At 65.8% G+C, this 19,697-nt stretch carries 8 protein-coding genes; 1 reads left to right on the plus strand and 7 read right to left on the minus strand.

Features of this window, described 5'->3' with window-relative positions:
* The 5 genes from LC490_RS23385 to LC490_RS23405 all read right to left on the minus strand — a co-directional run.
* A partial coding sequence (locus LC490_RS23385) for an autotransporter-associated beta strand repeat-containing protein (protein WP_223621793.1) occupies positions 1-9,982 on the minus strand: 9,982 nt, incomplete at its 3' end.
* Positions 9,983-10,498: 516 nt separating this feature from the next.
* Positions 10,499-10,819, minus strand: a complete 321-nt coding sequence (locus LC490_RS23390) for a hypothetical protein (protein ID WP_223621794.1) — start codon at positions 10,817-10,819, stop codon at positions 10,499-10,501.
* A 267-nt stretch (positions 10,820-11,086) separates the two neighbouring features.
* Complete coding sequence (locus LC490_RS23395; RefSeq protein WP_031370128.1) at positions 11,087-11,467, minus strand: hypothetical protein; 381 nt, start codon at positions 11,465-11,467, stop codon at positions 11,087-11,089.
* Positions 11,468-11,719: 252 nt separating this feature from the next.
* Positions 11,720-12,364, minus strand: coding sequence for a response regulator transcription factor (locus tag LC490_RS23400; RefSeq protein ID WP_223621795.1), 645 nt, complete (start codon positions 12,362-12,364; stop codon positions 11,720-11,722).
* Complete coding sequence (locus LC490_RS23405; RefSeq protein WP_031370130.1) at positions 12,361-12,723, minus strand: Hpt domain-containing protein; 363 nt, start codon at positions 12,721-12,723, stop codon at positions 12,361-12,363. The genes LC490_RS23400 and LC490_RS23405 overlap by 4 nt, the downstream gene beginning before the upstream one ends.
* Before the next feature lie 135 nt (positions 12,724-12,858).
* On the opposite strand from LC490_RS23405, the gene LC490_RS23410 reads away from it, so the two are divergent.
* Entirely contained in the window at positions 12,859-14,076 is a 1,218-nt protein-coding gene (locus LC490_RS23410; protein ID WP_161786054.1) for an EAL domain-containing response regulator, read from the plus strand.
* 399 nt (positions 14,077-14,475) lie between these two features.
* Here the strand turns inward: LC490_RS23410 and LC490_RS23415 are convergent, their stop codons facing one another.
* Positions 14,476-15,507 carry a LysR family transcriptional regulator gene (locus LC490_RS23415; RefSeq protein WP_223621796.1) on the minus strand — a complete coding sequence of 344 codons (1,032 nt, stop codon included), beginning with the start codon at positions 15,505-15,507 and terminating at the stop codon, positions 14,476-14,478.
* A gap of 371 nt (positions 15,508-15,878) precedes the next feature.
* Complete coding sequence (locus LC490_RS23420) at positions 15,879-19,655, minus strand: response regulator (protein WP_223621797.1); 3,777 nt, start codon at positions 19,653-19,655, stop codon at positions 15,879-15,881.
* Between the last annotated feature and the right edge of the window lie 42 nt (positions 19,656-19,697).

The following is a 19,697-nucleotide window of genomic DNA, read 5'->3' on the forward strand; positions in this document are numbered from 1 at the left end:
CCAGCGAGCCCAGGTTGGCGCTCAGGTTGATGTCGTAGACGCGCGTATCCAGGCCGGCGCCGCCGTCGATGGTGCCGAGCACGGTGGTGCCGTCGTGGACGACGAAGCTGTCGTCGCCGTCGCCCAGTGCGAAGGTGCCGCCCAAGGTGTCCAGCGTGCCGACCACGTCGAGCACGTCCTCGCCGGCGCCCAGATCGCCGTTGGCCAAAGCCGAACCGTTGATAGTCACCGTGTTGACGCCGACGCTGCCGGTGATCGCGGTGGCGATGCCCGCCCCTGCGTCCAGACTGCCGTCGACGGTCAACGTGGTGTCGTCGTTCATCGCCACGGTCGGCGTGCTCAGCGCGCCGGCGACCGCGAGCTCGCCGCCGTTGAGGGTGGTGCCGCCGCTGAAGCTTTGGGTGCCGGTCAGGGTCGCGATGCCTGCGTTGTCCTTCTGCAGAAATTCGAAGTTGACCGTATTGCCGGCGCCGAAGCTCAACGCCCCGGCGTTATTGAGCACGACCGTATCGCCGCCGCCGGCGCCGCCGTCGAGCACGCCGCCGAAGCCGCTCAGGTCGGCACCGTCATTGAGGGTCAGGGTGTCGTCGCCGTCGTCGAAGGCGATCGCGCCGCTGCCGGCAATCGCACCGGACACCGTCATCGTGTCGCCGCCGGCCGTGCCGGCGAAGTTGCCGTCCACGTTCAAGGTGGCGCCGTTAGCGACCGTGCTGGTGGCTACGCCACTGACGCTGCCGGCGACGCCGATGTCGAGCGTGCCGCCGTCGACGTTGACGGTGGTGAAGTCCGACGCGGCCGGGCCGTCGATGTTCAAGGTACCGGTGTTGGTCTTGGTCAGGGTCTCGAAGTCGGTGGCGCCGCCGAGGGTTGCGTTGCCGGCGAAGTCGGCGGTCAGAGTGTCGATGCCGGCACCGCCGTCGATCGGCGTGGCCAGGCCGCTCATGTCGGCGCCATCCTGCAGGATCAGATGATCGTCGCCGTCGAGCATGTCGATGACGCTCGATCCGCTGACGTTGCCGGCCACGGTGAAGCTGTCCGCGCCCGTAGTGAAGCCGAAGGCGCCGTCGACGATCAGGTTCGCGCCGTTGGCTACGGTGGCGGTGTTGACGCCGCCGATATCGCCGCCGGCGCCGATGTCGAGGGTGCCGCCGTCGACGTTGACGGTGGTGAACGCCGAGACGGCCGGACCGTCGACGTGCAGGGTGCCGGTGTTGGTCTTGGTCAGGGTCTCGAAGCCGATCGCCCCGCCGAGGGTCGCCGTGCCGGCCAGATCGGCGACGAAGGTATCGCTGCCGGTGCCGCCATCGACGGCATTGCTCAGTCCTGAGAGATCGGCACCGTCCTGGATCGTGAACGTGTCGTCGCCGTCGAGCAGGTTCACCGCGCCGTTGCCGGCGACCGTGCCGGCGACGGTGAAGCTGTCGTTGCCGGTGGTGCCCGAGTAACTGCCGTCCAGGTTCAAGGCCGCACCGCTGGCGATGGTGGTGTTCTGCGCGACCACGCTGCCGGCGGCGTTGACGTTCAAGCTGCCGGCGAGCACATCGACGACGACGAAGTCCGAACCCGCCGGGCCGTTGATGTTCAGCGCGCCGAGGCCGGTCTTGCTGAGCGTCTCGAAGCCCTGTACCGCACCAAGATCGGCGCTGGTGGCGATGTCGGCGTTCAACAGATCGGTGCCGGCACCGGCGGCGACCGTGCCGACGATGTTGGTGCCGTCGTGGATGCTCAGGGTGTCGTCGCCCGCGCCCAGGTCGAATACGCCGCCGTCAGTGTCGAGGCTGCCGGCGACATCGAGGACGTCGCTGCCATCGCCCAGGTCGCCGTTGGCCAACAGGCTTGCGCTCGCCGCAACGTTGATGGTGTTGTTGCCGGCGCTGCCGGTGATGGTCGCTGCGGTGCCGGCTGCCGCCTGCAGGCTGCCGTCGACATTCAGTGTGGTGCCGTCGCCCATCGTCACGGTCGGCGTGTCCAGGCTGTCGGCGACGGTCAGGGTGCCTCCATTCAAGGCGGTGCCGCTGCTGAACCCGTGTGCGCCCGTGAGGAGCGCCTCGCCGCCGTTGTCCTTCTGCAGCGCTTCGAAATTGGCGATGTCGCCGCCGTCCAGCGTCAGCAGGCCGGCGTTGTCGAGCACCACCCGGTCGTCGCCGGCATCGCCGTCGATCGGATTCAGCAGCCCGGCGATGTCGGCGCCGTCGCCCAGCGTCAGGGTGTCGTCTCCCCCGCACAGATTGACGCTGCCGCTACCGCTGACCGTGCCGGACACGCTCAGAGTGTCCGCCTGGCTGCCGCAGCCGAAGGCGCCATCCACGTTCAATGTGGCGCCGGCGGCCACCACGGCATTCAGCGAACTGCCCGCGGAGGCGACGATGCTGGCGCCCGCATGCACGTCCAGGCGGCCTTCGAGCACTTGCACATCCTGCAGGTCGGTGGCGCCCGGGCCGGTGATATTGAGCACGCCGGTGCCGCTCTTGGTCACGCCCTCGAAGTTCTGCAGCGCACCGAGGTCGGCGCTGGTGTTGATGTCGTAGGTGCGGGTATCGACGCCGGCGCCGCCGTCGATCGTGCCGATCACCACGGTGCCGTCGTGAACCACGAAATTGTCGTCGCCGTCGCCCAGCGCGAACACGCCGCCCCCCGTGTCGAAGGTGCCGAGCACGTCGAGCACGTCGTTGCCCGCGCCCAGGTCGCCGTTCGCCAGCAGCGTGCCACTCGCGCCGACACGGACAGTGTTGATGCCGGCATCGCCGGTCAGCGCGGCCGCACTGCCGGCACCGGCCTGCACGGTCCCGTCCACGTTGAGCGTGGTGCCGTCGACGAGGGCGACGGTCGGCGTCTCCAGCGTCCCGTCCACGTCCAGCGTGCCGCCGTCGATCGTCGCGCCGCCGGCGAAACTCTGGCTGCCGGTCAGCGTCGCGGTACCGGTGTTGGTTTTCTGCAACAGTTCGAAACCATCGGTGTTGCCGGCATCGAAGTCGAGCTGGCCGGCATTGTCGAGTACCAGACTGTCGTTGCCGCCCAGGCCGCCGTCGATGGCGTTGTTGAGCACCGCGCCATCCTGCAGGGTCAGGCGATCGTCGCCGCCGCACAGGTCGATGGTGCCGGTGCCGGCCACGGTGCCGGCCACGGTCATCGTGTCGTTGCCGCCACCGCAGCCGTAGCTGCCGTCGACGACCAGGGTCGCCCCGTTCGCCACCGTGGTATCCAGCGTGCTGCCAGGCGCGGGGACCACGCTGCCGGCCGCGGCGATGTTCAAGGTGCCCGCAGCGACCGTCACCGCCGTGAAATCCGAGCTCATCGGCCCGTTGATGGTCAGCACGCCCGAGCCGGTCTTGCTCAGCGTCTCGAAGCCCTGCACGGCGCCCAAGTCGGCGACCGTGTCGATATGGGTGTCGAAGGTATCGTTGCCGGCGCCGGCCGAGACGGTGCCGATGATGTTGGTGTTCTCGTGGATGGTCAGGGTGTCGTCGCCGTCGCCGAGCGCGAACACCCCGCCGGCGGTGTCGAGGCTGCCGGCGACATCCAAGACGTCGTTGCCGGCGCCGAGGTCGCCGTTCGCCAGCAGCGTTCCGCCCGCGCCCACGCTGACCGTATTCGCGCCGGTACTGCCGCCGATCGCGGCGGCGGGGCCGACGCTGCCGCCGACCGTGCCGTCCACGGCCAATGCGGTGTCGTCGGCCAAGGTAATGGTCGGCGTCTGCAGCGTGCCGTCGATATCCAACGTCCCCGCGTCGATCGCGACGCCGCCGCTGAAGCTCTGGCTACCGGTCATGCTGGCGGTACCGGTGTTCTGCTTGGTCAAGGTCTCGAAGCCGGCCGTCTGGCTGCCGTCGAAGACCATCGCCGAGGCGTTGTCCAGGATCAGCCGGTCGCTACCGCCCGCGCCGGCGTCCACACCGCCGGAACCGCTCTCGATAACTGCTCCGTCCCGCAGCGTCAGCACGTCGTCGCCGGCGCCCAGGCCCAAGGTGCCGGCGCCGGTGCCGAGCAGTCCGGCCAGGGTCACCGCGTCGTTGCCGTCGCCGAGGTCGCCGGCCGCGCGTAGCGTGCCGGTGAGACCGACATCGATCGTGTTGACGCCGGCGCTGCCACTGACGGCCGTCGGCGTGTTGCCGGCGGCTTCGACGATGCCGTCCACGTCGAGCACGGTACCGTCGGCCATCGACAGGGCCGACGTCTCCAGCCGGCCGTCCACATCGAGCGTGCCGCCGTCGAGCTCAGTGGCGACGGCGAAAACGTGATCGCCGGTCAGGGTCAGCGCGCCGGTGTTCTGCTTGGTCAGAATTTCGAAGGTGTCGATGCTGCCGCCGTCCAGGGCGTAGCCGAGCGCGGTGTTGACCACCAGGGTATCGGTGCCTCCGCCGGAGGTGCTCATGCCGCCGCCGAGCATTTGCGCGCCGTCGTTCAACACCAGCGTGTCGTCGCCGTCGCCGAGCTGCAACGTGCCCGTGCCGGTATCGAGGATGCCGGTAAGGGCGATCGTGTCGTTACCGCCGCCCAGGTCGCCGGCGGCGCGCAGCGTACCGGCGGTGCCGACGGTGACGGTCTGAGCGCCGGCATCGCCGCTGAGCGCGACCTGAGTGCCGCCCGCGGCCTGCACCGTACCGTTCACCCTCAGCGCGGAGGTCCCGGTCATGCCCACCGTCGCCGTCGCCAGACCGCCGTCCACCTGCAAGGTGCCGGCGGCGATGGTGGTGGCGCCGATGCTGTTGCCGGGCGAGGTCAGCACGCTGGTGCCGCTGCCGATCTGGGCCAGCGTGCCCGGCCCGCTCAGGGTGCCGCTGAAGGTGAAGGTGTCGTTGCGGTTGAGCGACAGGGTCGACGTCGGCGAATCCACGATTACGTTGCCGACGCCGGCATTGCCGGTGGTGCCGCCGTTGCCGATCACCAGGTTGCCGTTGTTGATGACCGTATTGCCGGAATAGGTGTTGTTTCCGGTCAGGATCCAGGTGCCGCTGTCGTTCTTGGCCAGGGTGGTGGCGCCGGTGCCGTTATTGCCGATAGTGCCGCCCATCGTGTTGTTGCCGGCATTGGTGCCGCCCAGGGCGATGGTGCGCGCGGTGTTGGTGCCGCTCAGCGTCACCGGCCCGGTGTTGGTGAACTGCAGCGCGCCGGTGCCCGAAGACTCGATGAAGGTGACACCGGGAGCCAGAGTGAACTGGCGGTTGGTGCTGTCGCCCGCGCCGGTGTAGCGCAAGGTGGAACCGTTGCCGATCACCAGGTTGGCGGCGGCGGCGGACGAGGCGCCGATGCTGCTGGCCAGACCGCCGTCGGCCATCTGGTCGACACTGAGCACGCCGCCGCTGATGGTGGTGATGCCGGTGTAGGTGCTGTTGTTGTTGCTCAGGCGCCAGGTGCCGGTGCCGGTCTTGGTCAGCGAAGTGACGCCCGCGCCGTTGTTGTTCAACTGCGCGGCGAACAGGTTGTCACCGGTGTTGGTGCCGGTCAGGGTGAACGTGCGGGCGACGTTGGCGCCCGCCAGGGTCACCGGCGCGGTGGAGGCGAAATGGACGATGCCGGTGCCGGACGCGTCGAGCGAACCGCCGCTGGTACCCAGAGTGAATTGCCGGTCGGTGCTGCTGCCCGTACCCACGTAACGCAGGGTGCCGCCACTGAGCGTCAGATTGGCGGGGTCGGCGGCGGAGGCGCCGATCGAGCTGTTGACCCCGCCGTTCTCCAGGCAGTTGACCGCCAGCACGCCGGCATTGATCGTCGTCGTGCCGGTGTAGCTGCTGTTGCAGCCTGACAGTGTCTGAAGACCGGGGCCGTTCTTGATCAGGTTGCCGGAGCCGGCGATCGCGCCGGCATAGATCTGACTCAAGCCGTCGCGGATAGTCAGCGTGCCGGTGCCCAAGGCGATGTTGCCGCCCAGGGGGCCGCCGCCGGTCAGAGCGCCCGCGTTGACGTTGAAGTTATTCAGATCCAGCAGTACGCCGGCGCCATTGGTCATCACGAAGGCGTTGGTGGTGCCGAAAGCCGTGGCCGAGCCGGCGCGCAGGGTGCCGCCTCTTACTTGTGTGTTGGCGCCGTAGGCGTTGTTGCCGGACAACACCAGCGTGCCGGGGCCGTCCTTGTATATCTCGCCGCCGCCCGTAACCTGGCCACCGAAGGCGAGCGTGCTAGCAGCGTTGGTCACGTCGATGACGGCATAGCCCGTCAACTGAAAACCGCGATCGATGCTGACGGTCGCGCCGGTGTAGTTCAAGTTGCCGTTGCTGAACACCAGATTGGTCGACGCGCTGCCGGAGGCACCGATGCCGCTGGCCTGACCGCCATTGGCCAGGCAGTCGGTAGTCAGGCTGGCGGCTTGCAATGTGGTGGCGCCGGTGTAGGTATGGTTGCAGCCGTTGAAGATCTGTACGCCGCCGCCCGAACGCCAGACGCCGCCGGTGCCGCTGATCGTGCCCGAGTAATTGCCGTTACCGCCATTGATGCGCAACGTGGCCGAGCCGAGGGTGACGTTGCCACCGTTGGCGCCGCCGCCGTTGAGCGGGCCGATCATATTGTCGAAATTATTCAGATCTAGGGTCACGCCGGCGGTATTGGACAGGTTCATGGCGCCACCGGCGCCGAACGCATTGGTCGCTGTTCCTGCACGCAGCACGCCGCCGGTCACGTTGTTGGCGCCGGTATAGGTATTGGCACCCGACAGCACTAGGGTGCCTGCGCCAGATTTGGTGAATGCGCCCGCCCCCACCGCCGTGCCGCTGACTGTCAGCGTCGTAGCCGAATCGCTCACATCGATGCCAGCGCCGCTCGCGCCCAGGGTGAAACCGCGATTGATGCTGGTGGTCGTGCCGGTGTACTGCAGGCCGCCTCCGTTGAGCACCAAACTGGCCGAGGCGTTGGTGCCCGCGCCGATGCCGCTGACCTGGCCTCCGTTGGCCAGGGTATCGACCGACAACAGGCCGCCCGTGACCGTGACGATGCCGGTGTTGTTGTTGGTGTCGTTGGCCAGGGTCAGCGTACCGGCGCCGCTCTTGGTGAAATCGGCGCCGTCGGCACTGGTCAACAGGCCTTGGAAGGTGAGATTGGTCGCGGCATTAGTCACCTCGATGCCGCTACCCAGGATCGCGCCGGACTTGCCGATGGTGAAACCGCGATCGCTGGTCGTGGTACCGCCGGTGTAGCGCAGCGTGCTTCCTTCCAGCACCAGATTGGTTGGACCGGCCGCGGATGCGCCGATGCTGCTGGCCGCGCCGCCGTTGCCGATGTTGTTGACCGCCAGCGTACCCTGCACCACGCGGGTCGGACCGGTGTAGCTGTTGCTGGCATTGGTAAGCGTGACCAGTCCGGTACCGGACTTGGTGAAACCCGTGGCCCCGCCGTTGTCGACGATCTGCGAGGCGATGGTGAAGTTGCCGGTGCTGTTCTGCTGCACCGCCAGGTCGCCGCCGCTGGCGCCCGTCAGCTGTCCGCCGGTGATCGTCTGATTGGTATTGAGCACCGTGGGCGCAACGATGATGGTGCCGTCCACGCCGAGAGTGTTGCCGGGCGACACGGTCACGGTGGTCGACACCGGACGGGTGTAGCGCAGTCCACCGAGCTGCTTGGTGCCGGTCACCGTGCCGAAGAAGCCGGCGGTGTCGGTGATGAACTCGTTGTCGAGCCAATTGGCGGCATTGTCTTTCTGGGTGTAGTCGGCAAGGGTGAAGGCGGTGATGTTGCCGCCCACCACCTTGGCGTAGTCGGTGCCGTTGACCGTCGCCCAGCCGCCCAGGGCCGTGTTGGTGGTGGTGATGTTGCCGCTGGTCGGCAGGTTGAAATTGATCAGGCCGCCGGTGCGGTTGATGGCGCCCAGGTTGAGGGTCGCGCTGCCGCCGCTGCCGGAGGTGACGCCGATGGTGTTGTTGCTGGCGGTGACGTTCAGGCCGTTGAAGGTCTGGGTATTGGCTTCGCCGGCCGCGCCTGTCACGTTGAGCGTACCGCCCATCATGTTCAGCGTGGAGGGGCCGGCGATGATGCCGCTGGTCGGGCCTCCCGCGGTGCTGAAATCCAGGCGCAGCGTTCCGCCCCCGACAGTGGTGGCGCCGGTATAGGTACTGGCGCCGGTCAGGGTCTGGGTGCTGGCCCCCAGTTTGGTCAGACCGCCGCTCCCGGTGATGCTGCCGGCATAAGTCGAGGTAACACCCGTGGCACCGTTCAGAGTCAGGAGGGCGCTGTCCAGCTCGACCGTGCCGCCGGTGCCGGACAGCGTGTCGAAAGTCCTGTCGAACCCGTTCAAGTCCAGCGTGCCGCCGTTGACCTGGGCCGCAGCGGACGCGCCGAAGGCGGTAGCGGTGCCGGCGCGCAATACGCCGTTGTCGACGATGGTGGTCCCGGTGTAGGTATTGGCGCCGGTGAGCAGCCAGGTCGCGGCGCCGCCGCTGCGCAGGCTGCTGTTGCCGGAGATCACGCCGGTAATGACGTTGTCCGCGCCGGTGTAGCTGCCGGCAAGGGTGGCGTTGGTGGTGAGGGCCATCGAGCCGCTCAACGTCAGTGCGCCGGTGCCATCGTTGGCGAGCGTGCCGACGCCTATCTGCCAATCGCGATCGCTGCTGGCACCTGCACCGGTATAACTCAGGGTGCCGTTCGCACTGAGGTTGACGATGCTGCCGGCGCCCAACGAACTGACGACGCCGCGGTCGGCGAGAGTGTTGACCACCACCCGCCCTGCATCGCGGATCACCGCCCGGCCGGTGAAGGTGTTGGCGTCGCCGAGGCGAACGGTGCGGCCTGCCTGGGCGACGAACCAGGCATCGCGGGCGTTGTTGCTGCTGATTACGCCCAGCAGTTCCATGTCGGCGGTCAAGGCCTGGAACTGAGCGGAGTTGCCCGAGCCGCCGCCCAGGGCGATGTTGCCGGTCAGGGTCAGAGTGCCCGTCCCGCGGTTGCGCAGATACGCAGCCTCGCCGCTCGGACCCGCCGGCGGATTGATTTGCCAGCCGCGGTTGGAGGTGTCGCCATCGCCGAAATAGTCGAGAACGGCGTTGGTCTGGCCTGGAGCACCGATGGTAATGATGCCGTTCGCGACGGTGGTGGGCGCTCCGAGAGAACTGGCGATGCCCAGGTCGGCGATGGAGGTGAAGCTGGACGCGGCCCCACTGGAGAAAGTGGTCCTGCCCGTGTAGTTGCTGAAGTTGTTGGTCAGTGCCAAACCGAAGAAATTGGCGTTGCCGCTGCCGGTATAGAAGCCGCTGCCGGCGCCGCCACCGGAGATCGCGACGGTCCCGGTGAGCGAAACCGTCCGTCCTGCCAGACCGCCCCCGGTGGTGCCCACGCTCAGTTGGGTAGCGTTGGCCATGTTGACGACATTGGCGATGTTGCCGAGGGCGCCGTTGCCGCTCGCGGTCAAGCTGCCGGCGTTGACATTGACCGCGCCGGTGAACGTGTTCGCACCACTCAGGGACAGGCTGCCGGTGCCGGCCTTGGTCAGGCCGGCGCTGCCGGCGATGACCGAACCGATGGTGGTGGTGACGCCGGCATTGGTCGTAACGGTGGGCGTCGCGCCGGCCAGGGTCAGGGTGCTGCCGGTGAGGGTGTAGCCGTTGCTCAGGAAGGTCAGATTGTGAGCGGTTATCGGCACGCCCAGGGTTACCGTTCCGGCGGTTCCGCCGAAGAACGCATCGTCGAGCGCAGCGTTGCTCCAGGCGCTGAAAGGACCGCTGACGCCGTCGCTGTTCGGGCTCCAGAACGGACTGGCGAGGTTCCAGGTTCCGCTGCCGCCGGTACCGACCGCCGTGCCGTTGAAATCCCAGTACCGGTCTGCCGCCCATGCTGGCGCATACAGCGCCAGCAAGGCGAAGAACACGCCCAGTTGCAACGGCCACGCGCGCTCAGGAGGCGTACCTTCGACCTGGTCGCGGTCGAGCGTCAGCGCCAGCGCGCCCGCGCGCTTGCGCTGGTCGACCCCGCCCGCGCTCTTGCCGCGGGACGTGGCGAGCTCGGAAACGACCACCCAGGTGTTCAGTGCCTGCGACCAGAGGATGCGGAAGATTCGGTTCATGTGTTTCTCCATGTGAGTCGCGTGCGCGTGCGCATAACGGACGAGGCGCCGTCGGCTACGTCGGTGACCGTCTTGCAGGTACGGATAAGTCGATGGCCGGTGAGGCCGGCACGCCAGGGTGAATCAAGTCGGCAAAGTGCGGCTACAGCGAGTCAGGTGCGGCGATCACGGCAGCGGCCTGAGCAAAATTAGCGACAAGCAAAAGCACGATGCACGGCACCGCAACGGCACTGGCCTCCCCTGCCAGGCGTAATCTCTTGTTGTTGTCGAGCTTGCGACACTTGCAAAATGGCAAGCGTCGCAAGCTCGCGTCATGCCGAATTTAAATCAATAACGATCCAAGACACGATGCCGACCGTCGAACGCCAACCACCGTCAATCCTCGCGGTGAGAAAGCGTTATTTTCGGTGAGCGTCGGATAGGAATGCGCCCGACGCTGCAACGAGATGGTGCAGAACAGCGATTCATACAGCCCCCGCCATCAGTCTCCATATCCGATGGAGCCGCGATGTTGTTTCAGTGCTCGAAATCTTCGGTATGGCTCAATAGCGCGGCGATGACCGGCCGATGCCGGGCATAGGCGGCAGCGAAGCGTTCGCCCGCGACTTGACGCAGTTCCGCGGCGACCTTGGCGCCATCGTGTTCGGACAACTGCAGACAGACGGTGTGGATGCGCTGCGACAGTTCGCTGACGACCTGCCATTCGTTGGCCGCGGCAGCGCCCTCCAGCCGCTGCAGATCCGCGGCGACGCCGCGGTAGAACACCCGTGCCACATGCCGGACCTTGTCCGGGTCGTGTTCGAGCAGTTCGCAGAACTCGCCCATCTGTGCGGACATCGCTACCCCCGACACGATCAGTTTCGTGCCATTGATCACATTCTAGGCAGGCGGTCGGCGACCCCGGAATAGGGAAAAGTCTTAGAGCCAGGGGCTTGGAAGTGTCGGCAAACCACTGGCGCGGTGTCGTCGAGGAAAGCCCGCTGCGCTCGGCTTAGCCCCTTATCGCCGCGGACTGCACCGGCATGGGCGAAGCCGTTTGCAGCGGACTTTCATCGTTGACCTCGACCGGGGCGTGCGCAGCCGGCCGAGACTCTAGGGACGCGATCAGTGCCTGATGCTGCCGACGCCGAGCGAATCGGGCGGCGACTTCCGCTCGGCGATGCCGCGTCCTACGAATTCCTCGGCGCGATCCAGGGTCCGCACGATCCGCGGCCGCCGCTGGCGATAAGCATCGGCGAAGCACTCGCCCGCAGTGTGGGTCAGGCCGGCCGCCGCTTCCGCGGCGTCGTGCTCGCCTACCTGCAGACAGCTGACTTGAATTCGCCATGCCAATGCACGAACGGTCGACCACTCATTGGCGGCCGCAGCCTGCTCCAGGCGGTGCAGATCCTTGATCGCCGAACGGTAGAACTCCCAGATCACCCGCCGCACTTTGTGCTGGTCGTTTTTCAGCAGTCGGGCGAGCTCGGGAAAATGGACGGTCATCGCCTGCTCCTGGGGACATGAGTGGGCCTGCGTCCGCTGCCGATGAGCCTGGGGCCCAGACGAGTCCGTCGTCCGGCCTGCCAGGCACCCGAAGCATGATGAATGCAGGGCCCGGCGGCGGGAATTAGGAAAAATCTTAGTGCTCGGCAATGCCGGCAGGTGATGCACGGACCTCAGGAAGTGCGGCTCGATCGCGCCGCCATCGGTGCGGCATGCGCGGCATGCGCGAGTCCGGGCCGAGCGCGGCGATCTCTATAACAGGTAGTCGAGCCCATGCTGCTCGAGATAGTGGCCGAGCTCGTCCTTGGACCTCAAGCCGAGCTTGCGCAACGCGTTGTATTTGTGCGTCGTCACGGTTTTGTAGCTGCGATTGCTGTCGATGGCGATGGCTTGCAGGTTCTCGCCCCGCGCCAAGGCGATCATCACCGTCCGCTCGCCCGTGGTGAGCTGGTGCCATGGATGCTTGCGCGCGATATCGAGATCGACCAGTGGGTCGACATAACTGTTTCCAGCCACGACCGCGCCGATGGCGTCGATCGCCACTTGCGGGCCGCTGGCCTTGGAAACGAAAGCGCGGGCGCCGAGATCCAGCAGCGCCTGGGCCAGACAGGGGTGCTCCTCTCCGGTGTAGATCACCACTTGCAGCGAGGGCTGCGCGGCCAGGATCGCCTGCAGCAGCGGGGCGCTGTTCAATCGACCCGGCATGCGCAGGTCCAGGACCAGATATTCCCAGGATTCGGCCTGCAAACGGGACAGCAGGCTGTCGCTGTCGGTGACCGAATCGACCAGAACGCGGTCCTGGCCGAGCGCGGTTTTCAGCATTTCCGCAAGCGCGACGATGATGATCGGGTGATCGTCCGCGATCAGTATCCTTGCCGGCAACGCGTTCGCCTTCATGTTTCACCCGCCTCATCCGGATACGCCAGGTACGCGAGGACGCGCATCATCACCCTATCCAGTTCGTCTCGCGTGCTTGCGAATGTTTGTCCGAGACAGTCGCCCGGAGAGCCGGCGGACACCGCCCGTTCGATCGAGGCTAACCCCTGCGCTGCGGCCGTCTCGCCGATCTGCAGGCAGCCCGACTTCATCTTGTGCGTCAGCGCCCCGATCGTCGCCCAGTCGCGGCTTGCCCAGGCCCGGTCCAGTCGCTGCAGGTCCTCGCCGGTACAGCGGGCGAAAACATCCAGCACCCTGCGCACCCGGGCGGTATCGCCTCGCAACAGACGGCTCAAGGGCTCGAAATTGGAGGCCTTCATCGCAATCCGAATCCGCCTCCCGCCCAGGTTGAGAACGGTGCATGATATAGGCAAGTCGTCCGTTCTTTGATCGCTGCGCGCATATGCTGGCGTTCTAAGACAACTCGTCGCGATTGTCCATGACGGAGACCACGTTTGCCCAACTCGCCGTACCCGGTCGGATTGAGGGCTCTGGTCGTCGACGACGATCCGGTGATGCTCGAGATCATCTCCGCGCTGCTCGGCGACGCCGGGCTGCTGCTTCCGGAAACCGCGGACAAAGGCGAGCTCGCCCTCGAACGGTTGGCGGCCCGCCCCTTCGACCTGCTGATATGCGACCTCAACATGCCAGGCATGGACGGGATCCGTTTGCTGAGCCATGTCGCCGCGCTGTCGCGCCACCCCGCGGTCATCCTGCTCAGCGGCGAGGATTCCCGCGTGCTCGACGTCAGCCGGCAGTTCGCCGAAGCCAAAGGCTTGACGATACTCGGGGTGCTGGGAAAACCGGTCGATCTGCAGTCCCTGACCACGGTGTTGGCGCGATATCGTCCGGCGGAAGGCCGCTCGTGGCAGGACGCGCCCGACGTGGCGATCGACGGCGACGCCATCCGTGGCGGCATCGACGGAGGCGCGTTGCATCTGGCCTATCAACCCAAGCTGGAACTGGGCAAGCGCTCGTTCGTCGGTGCCGAAGCGCTGTTGCGCTGGCAGGACCCGAAGCTCGGTGCGGTTCCACCGTCGGACGTGGTGCGGGCCGCGGAAAACGCGGGCCTGGTCGATCTGCTCACCCTGGCCGTCCTTACCCGGGCGGTGGCCGATCGCGCCGCACTGATGCGCAACGGCATCGACATCAATCTCGCCTTCAACGTATCGATGCATAACCTGCACAACCTGTCGATCATCGACCGGATGTCGGAGATCGTCGCCGCGGCCGACGATCGGCCGGATCGTTACACCCTGGAGGTAACCGAGACGCACCTCATGAAGGAGCCGGCGCATGTGATCGAGGCCTTGATCCGCTCTCGCCTGCGCGGCTTCAAGGTCGCCATCGACGATTACGGCACCGGCGCGGCGACGATGCAGTTTCTGATGCAGCTGCCGAGCACGGAGTTGAAGATCGACCGCAGCTTCGTCGCCGCCGGGCCGCGCAGCGAGCACGGGCGCGTCCTGTTGCAGTCCGCCATCGAACTGGGCCTTAGCCTCGGTCAAACCGTCACCGTCGAAGGCGTGGAGACCGATCAGGAGGATCGGCTGGCGCGCGAACTCGGTGGCCATCTGGGCCAAGGTTACCTGTATGGGCGTCCGATGGAACTGAGCGAACTGATCGCATGGGCGTGTACGCATCCGGTCGGCGTTCCTGCGAACCCAGGCTAGGTCCGTGCGCCACCTACCCTGGGATCAATGAGCGTATCTGCGCAGACTTGAGCGAGACGGAACGGGGCGCCTATGCGGACATCACCCGCCCGTCTGCTCACCGGCCGTCATCACGACGGGCGCTGACCGTGCACGACATCCTTGGAACGCGGTCAGTGCACTCGATGCCTGCAGAGGAGTCCGAATCAGGAACAGCCCTCGCCGGGGGCATGGCAAGAACTGCTCATCGAGTGCGGGGCCACTCTATGCGGCGATCGCAGTCGCAGATAGTCCCGCAACGACAACATCGGGTTGACCGTTCGCGAACGCTCGCGGGATGCGATCTTGATCGCACCGAACGATCCACCGGCATCGCTGCTTCGGCCTTGCGATCGACTGCGATGTTTCGCAAGCCCTGCATCATGCAAGCGCGATCGGCGCGCGAACGAGGCTGTCGTGGGCGAGCCGCTCGCTGAGGAACCCGATCAGCGCTTGTACCTTTAGCGACGATCGCCTGCTGGAGGGATACACCAACGACACCGGGCCGGCGGGCGGCGCGCAGTCGGGCATGACGACCTTCAATCGGCCGGTGGCTATCGCATCGGCAATAACATAGTCGGGCAACAAAGCCAAACCCAGACCGGAGCGCGCGGCCTGTAACAGTTGGAAGCAACAAGGGCTGCGGATGCGTTCGCGAACGCGGGCCGTCCTCAGCTCGCCCTCGACCAGCAACTGCCATCCAGCCGACGTCCCGTTGCCCGAATTGACGAGGCAGTCGTGATAAGCCAGTTCGCCCGGGAGTTTCGGAGTACCTCTTGCGGCCAGGTACTCGGGGCTGGCGCAAATCCAAGAGCGCGTCGCACCCAAGCGTTTGGCGAGCAGGCTCGAGTTCGCGAGGTGACCGATGCGTATCGATAAATCGTAGTTTGTGCCGTTGCCGCCCGCGTCGCATTCTTCGACGCCGAGGTCGATCCTGAGGCCGGAGTATATCGAAGCGAATTCGTTGAACAGCGGCGCCAACACCTGCGCGCCGTAGAAATGCGGCACCGAGACCCGCAGGGTGCCGTGGATCCCTCCGTTGAAGCCGGCGGCCAGATCGTTGGCGGCCTCCACCGACTCGATGATCGACACGCAACGCTCGTAGTAGGCATTGCCGACGTCGGTAACGCTGATCCTGCTGCCGCTGCGATCGATCAGTTGAGTTCCGAGCTGCAGCTCGATCTCGCTGATGCGGCGACTGATGACGGATTTCGAAGTGCCGAGCTGGCGCGCGGCGCCGGTAAAGCTGGTCGCGTTCACGACCGCGACGAACGCGAGCATCTCGGAGAAGCTGATCAGCGCAGGGTTTCTGCGCGGGGCGATCTCGTAGTTCACGTTCATTGCGGCATCCATCGAATGAGCGGAAGCCGGTGCAGCCTTGCCCGGCGTCTCGCTGCGGCGATGCTTCTTCATTCTTCATAGAAGCAGCAGGCAAGGCGGAACGCTCGTGACCGAACGACGAATCGTCGCGATCGATTCCGATCGGATTAAGTGCCCCGCATCGCCTTCACCGGTGCAGGCGGCGGTCGGCTTTGTTCCGCACCGCCTGTCAGCGAATTCTTAGTTCGAGCGGATACTAATGCGATGAGCATCACGATTTGAATTGGGAAAATTCTTAGGCGATCCCCGTCGCCAGTGCCCATGCGCCGGCCACGGCGCGGCTGCGAATCCGCCAACCGGGTGTTGCCGATGCTTGGCCAGGCAGCCCGGATACCCGTTGCCACGTGGAAGTGGCGTGCCGGGGAGCGCTGCCGGCGCGATGGCGGCAGCATCTGCCGTTGGCGTCACCTTCTGCCGATCCATTCGGCCAACAGGTCCAACAATTCGTCGGGGTCGATCGGTTTGGCGACGAAGTCGTCCATGCCCGCATCGGCGCAGCGTTTGCGGTCTTCCTGCATCACGTTGGCCGTCATCGCCAGGATCGGGACTCTGGGCTGCGGCATCAGCCGGCGGATTTCCCGGGTCGCGGTCAGCCCATCCATGACCGGCATCTGCATGTCCATCAGGATGATGTCGTAAGCCTGGGCTTGGGCCATGCCCACCGCGATGGCGCCGTCGTCGGCCACGTCGACCCGCAGTCCGGCATCGCTCAGGACCGCCCGCGCCACTTCCTGGTTGAAATCATTGTCTTCCACCAGCAGCACGCGCTTGCCGATGAGCGCGCCGTGCCGGCCCTCCTCTTGGGTCGGCCCCTCGGAAGCCTCTTCTTCGGAGGCTCCTATCATGCCGACCACCGAATCGATCATCTGCGAAGGTTCGATCGGCTTGATCAGCCGCACACCGCCCACGTCTCCCGTCTGCGCTACCGACTCCATGCGCTTGGCGCTGGCAACCGCGATGAGACGGATCGTCCGCGACGGTGCGTAGGCTCTGATGCGTTCCACGACCGACGGCCCCTCGAGGCGCGGGATATCCAGGTCCAGGACCACGACATCGAACGGTCTTTCGGATTCCACCGACGATTTGAAAGCGGCCAGCACGCTCCTGCCGTCGCAGACGGTCGCGACCGTGAACCCCAGGCCGGTCAACATTCTCGAGAGTTCGCCATGGCATTCGGCGACCAGGATGCGCCGGCCCCTTACCGTCGCAGGCAGTTCCTCGGCGTTGAGCTGCAACTCGCCGCGCCCCAATCGTGCGGTGAACCAGAAGGTGCTGCCTCGGCCGAGCTCGCTGTCCACCCCCACCTCGCCGCCCATCAGCTCGACCAGGTTCTTGCAGATCGCCAGGCCAAGTCCGGCGCCCTCGTACTTGCGCGTGGTGGAGCTGTCACCCTGCTGAAACGCCTCGAATATCAAACCGACCTGATCGAGGTCCAAGCCGATGCCGGTATCGCGTACGGTGAAACGTAGCAGCATATCGCGCTCATCGCGTTGATCGACTCCGACCGATATCCGGATCCCGCCACGGTCGGTGAACTTGACCGCGTTGGTGGCGTAGTTGATCAGCACCTGGCCCAAACGCAAGCGGTCGCCCATGAGCGCCGCGGGCACGTCGGATGCCACATCGAATTGGATCTGCAGCCCCTTTTCTTCCACCTTGTCCCCGACCACGCTCGCGACGTCGCCCAATAGCTGCGATAGCGTGAAGTACGATTGCTCGATGGTCAGCTTGCCGGCCTCGACCTTGGAAATATCCAGGATGTCGCTGATGATGCTGAGCAGGTGCTGGCCTGCGCGCTGGATCTTGTCGAGGTAGGCGCGCTGTCCCGGGTCGGCGCTGTCCTTCAGCGCGAGATGCGACATGCCGAGAATGGCGTTCATCGGCGTGCGGATCTCATGGCTCATATTGGCGAGGAACTGGCTCTTGGCCGCATTGGCCGCATCGGCCATGGCCTTGGCCTGTCTCAGATCCTCTTGCGCCCGCACCAGTGCGGTGATGTCCTGGGTCGTGCCGCTGACCTGCAAGGGAGCACCGTCGAGGTCGGAGTAGACGCGGCCGCGCGTAGTCAGCCAGCGCGTGTTGCCGCCCGGCAAGACCACGCGGTATTCGACCGAAAGGCGTCCGGCCCGCCGCGCATCGTCGACCGCGGCCTGCAAGTGCGCGCGGTCCTGCGGGTGAACCAGCTTGAAGAACGCCTCGATCGAAATAGGCGTCCCCTGAGGAATGCCGAACATCGAGAAATTCCGGTCGGACCCGGTCAACAACCCGGTCCTCATGTCGTACTGCCAAGTCGCCAGATCGCCACCCTCGATGGCCAGGCTCAGGCGCTCCTCGCTCTCGCGCAATGCAGCTTCGGCGCGGCGGCTCTCGGTGATGTCGTCCAGGGTGAATTGCAGTATCTGTCTGCCGCGATGGCTGAAGGCCATCAAGTGAACCATGGCATCCCAGGTCTGGCCGTTCGGCCGCCGATGCCGCCACTCGAAGGTCTCCATGCCCTTGGTGAGCGCGGCTTGATCGTAATGCTCGATGGCCGTCGCCGAGTCGGTCCCATCGTACTGAGTCGGGTCCGATACATCGAGCGGCGTCTTGCCCAGGAGTTCTTCGCGGCGGGCATAGCCATACACCTTCACCGCGGCTTCGTTGCAGTCGATGAAGCCCGCGCCGTCGGGGTCGTAGACCACCATCGCCCGGTGCGAGCCCTGGAACAGCAGTTTGTTGAAGGCCTCGCTCTCTTTCAACGAATCTTCCGCGAGTTTGCGCCGGGTCACATCGCGCACGATCGCCAGCACGCCGTCCTGATTGCGCAGTTGAATTCCGTGCATCACGATTTCGGCGAAGAACGGCGTCTTGCCGCCGCGCAAATGCTGCCACTGCACGTGCACCACATCGCCTTCGATGTGTGCGGTCAGGCCCTCCGGCAGCGGCGGATCGCCCCCGCTCACCAGCCGCCCCAGCACGAAAGCGCGCGTCCTGTTGCCCAGCTCGATGCTGTCCTGACCGCCCGGCTGAGTCGCCGGGGTGATCAGCGGATCCGACAGGCGACGACCGATTAGATCCGTCTTCGACGACACGCCATATAACTTCACCGCCGCTTCGTTCACATCGACGATGCCTTCGTGAGTCATGAACAGATAGCAGTCGGGCGATCGATCCCATAGCGCACGCAATTGCTCGGTGGCTTTATCGGCGCATTTTTCGGCTTCACGACGATCGGTGATGTCGACGGCGATGCCACAGATCGAGTGAGGGACTCCGGCATCGTCGGTCAAGGGGAACTTGGTGCTCTGGAAGATGCGCGGCCCGTCGGCTCCGAGCACTTCTTCTTCGACTTCCTTGACCTGGCCGGCCGACAGCACTTCGGCATCGTTGGCGCGCACCCGCAGGGCGGCGTCGCGCGGAATGATGTCGAAGTCGGTCTTTCCGAGCGCTGCGCCGCGCGCAAGAGCGAAGAATCGCTCATAGGCGCGGTTGGTGAGGATCAGGCGGCCGAGCATATCCTTGACGAAGACGATGGCCGGATACTCGTCGATTACCTCCTGGATCAGTCGCTGCGAAAATCGCTGCTTGCGCAAGGCCCGCATCAGCAGCCACGACAGCATCATGCCGACCAACAGGCACGCGAGGATCGAGATCGTAATGACCGCGACGACCACTACGAAGTCCTGCCGAGCCGCCCGCTGCTGTTGCCTGGCGACTCGCGGTTGCAGTTCGATCAAACGATGCAGATCGGCGATGAGCGCATCCAGGGATGCGCCGAACCTGGCCGTCTCGGAATCCGGCTCGCCTCGACGCCGGCCGGCAAGGACGACTGCGTCGGCGTCGCGCACCAACACGCCGACTTGCCGATCGGCCTGAATGGCCAACCCCCGCTCCTCCGCGGTCATGCGGGTGGCCATATAGTCGCGCCAACGTTCGCTGCGCAAACCAATCAACGCGCCCGCTTTGGACGAGGAAGACTCGGTCGCCGGCAGCTCGCCGTGGAGATGAACCCTCAGGGCCTGGGCGCTTTCCAGAACCGCGGACACGTGCCCAAGGGCCAGTGTCCGGTCTTCGTAGACGGTGTCCAGCCGCTGCATCACGCTGCGCAGCCCGACGATGCCCGCGGCCCCCGCGATCATGACGAACAGACACGAGACCGCGACCAGCAACCTGAGCCTTGTGTCGATCTTCAACTGATTCAAGCGACCCCCTTGGCCGGGATGTCGTCGCCCCCGCTGGCGATA

It is taken from the genome of Lysobacter sp. ESA13C (assembly GCF_019970005.1).
Taxonomy (GTDB): domain Bacteria; phylum Pseudomonadota; class Gammaproteobacteria; order Xanthomonadales; family Xanthomonadaceae; genus Lysobacter; species Lysobacter antibioticus_B.

Excerpts from the sequence above, each read along its gene's own strand:
- LC490_RS23390 (WP_223621794.1), bottom strand. The coding sequence starts at position 10,819 with ATGTCCGCACAGATGGGCGAGTTCTGCGAACTGCTCGAACACGACCCG.
- LC490_RS23395 (WP_031370128.1), bottom strand. The coding sequence starts at position 11,467 with ATGACCGTCCATTTTCCCGAGCTCGCCCGACTGCTGAAAAACGACCAG.
- LC490_RS23400 (WP_223621795.1), bottom strand. The coding sequence starts at position 12,364 with ATGAAGGCGAACGCGTTGCCGGCAAGGATACTGATCGCGGACGATCAC.
- LC490_RS23405 (WP_031370130.1), bottom strand. The coding sequence starts at position 12,723 with ATGAAGGCCTCCAATTTCGAGCCCTTGAGCCGTCTGTTGCGAGGCGAT.
- LC490_RS23415 (WP_223621796.1), bottom strand. The coding sequence starts at position 15,507 with ATGAAGAAGCATCGCCGCAGCGAGACGCCGGGCAAGGCTGCACCGGCT.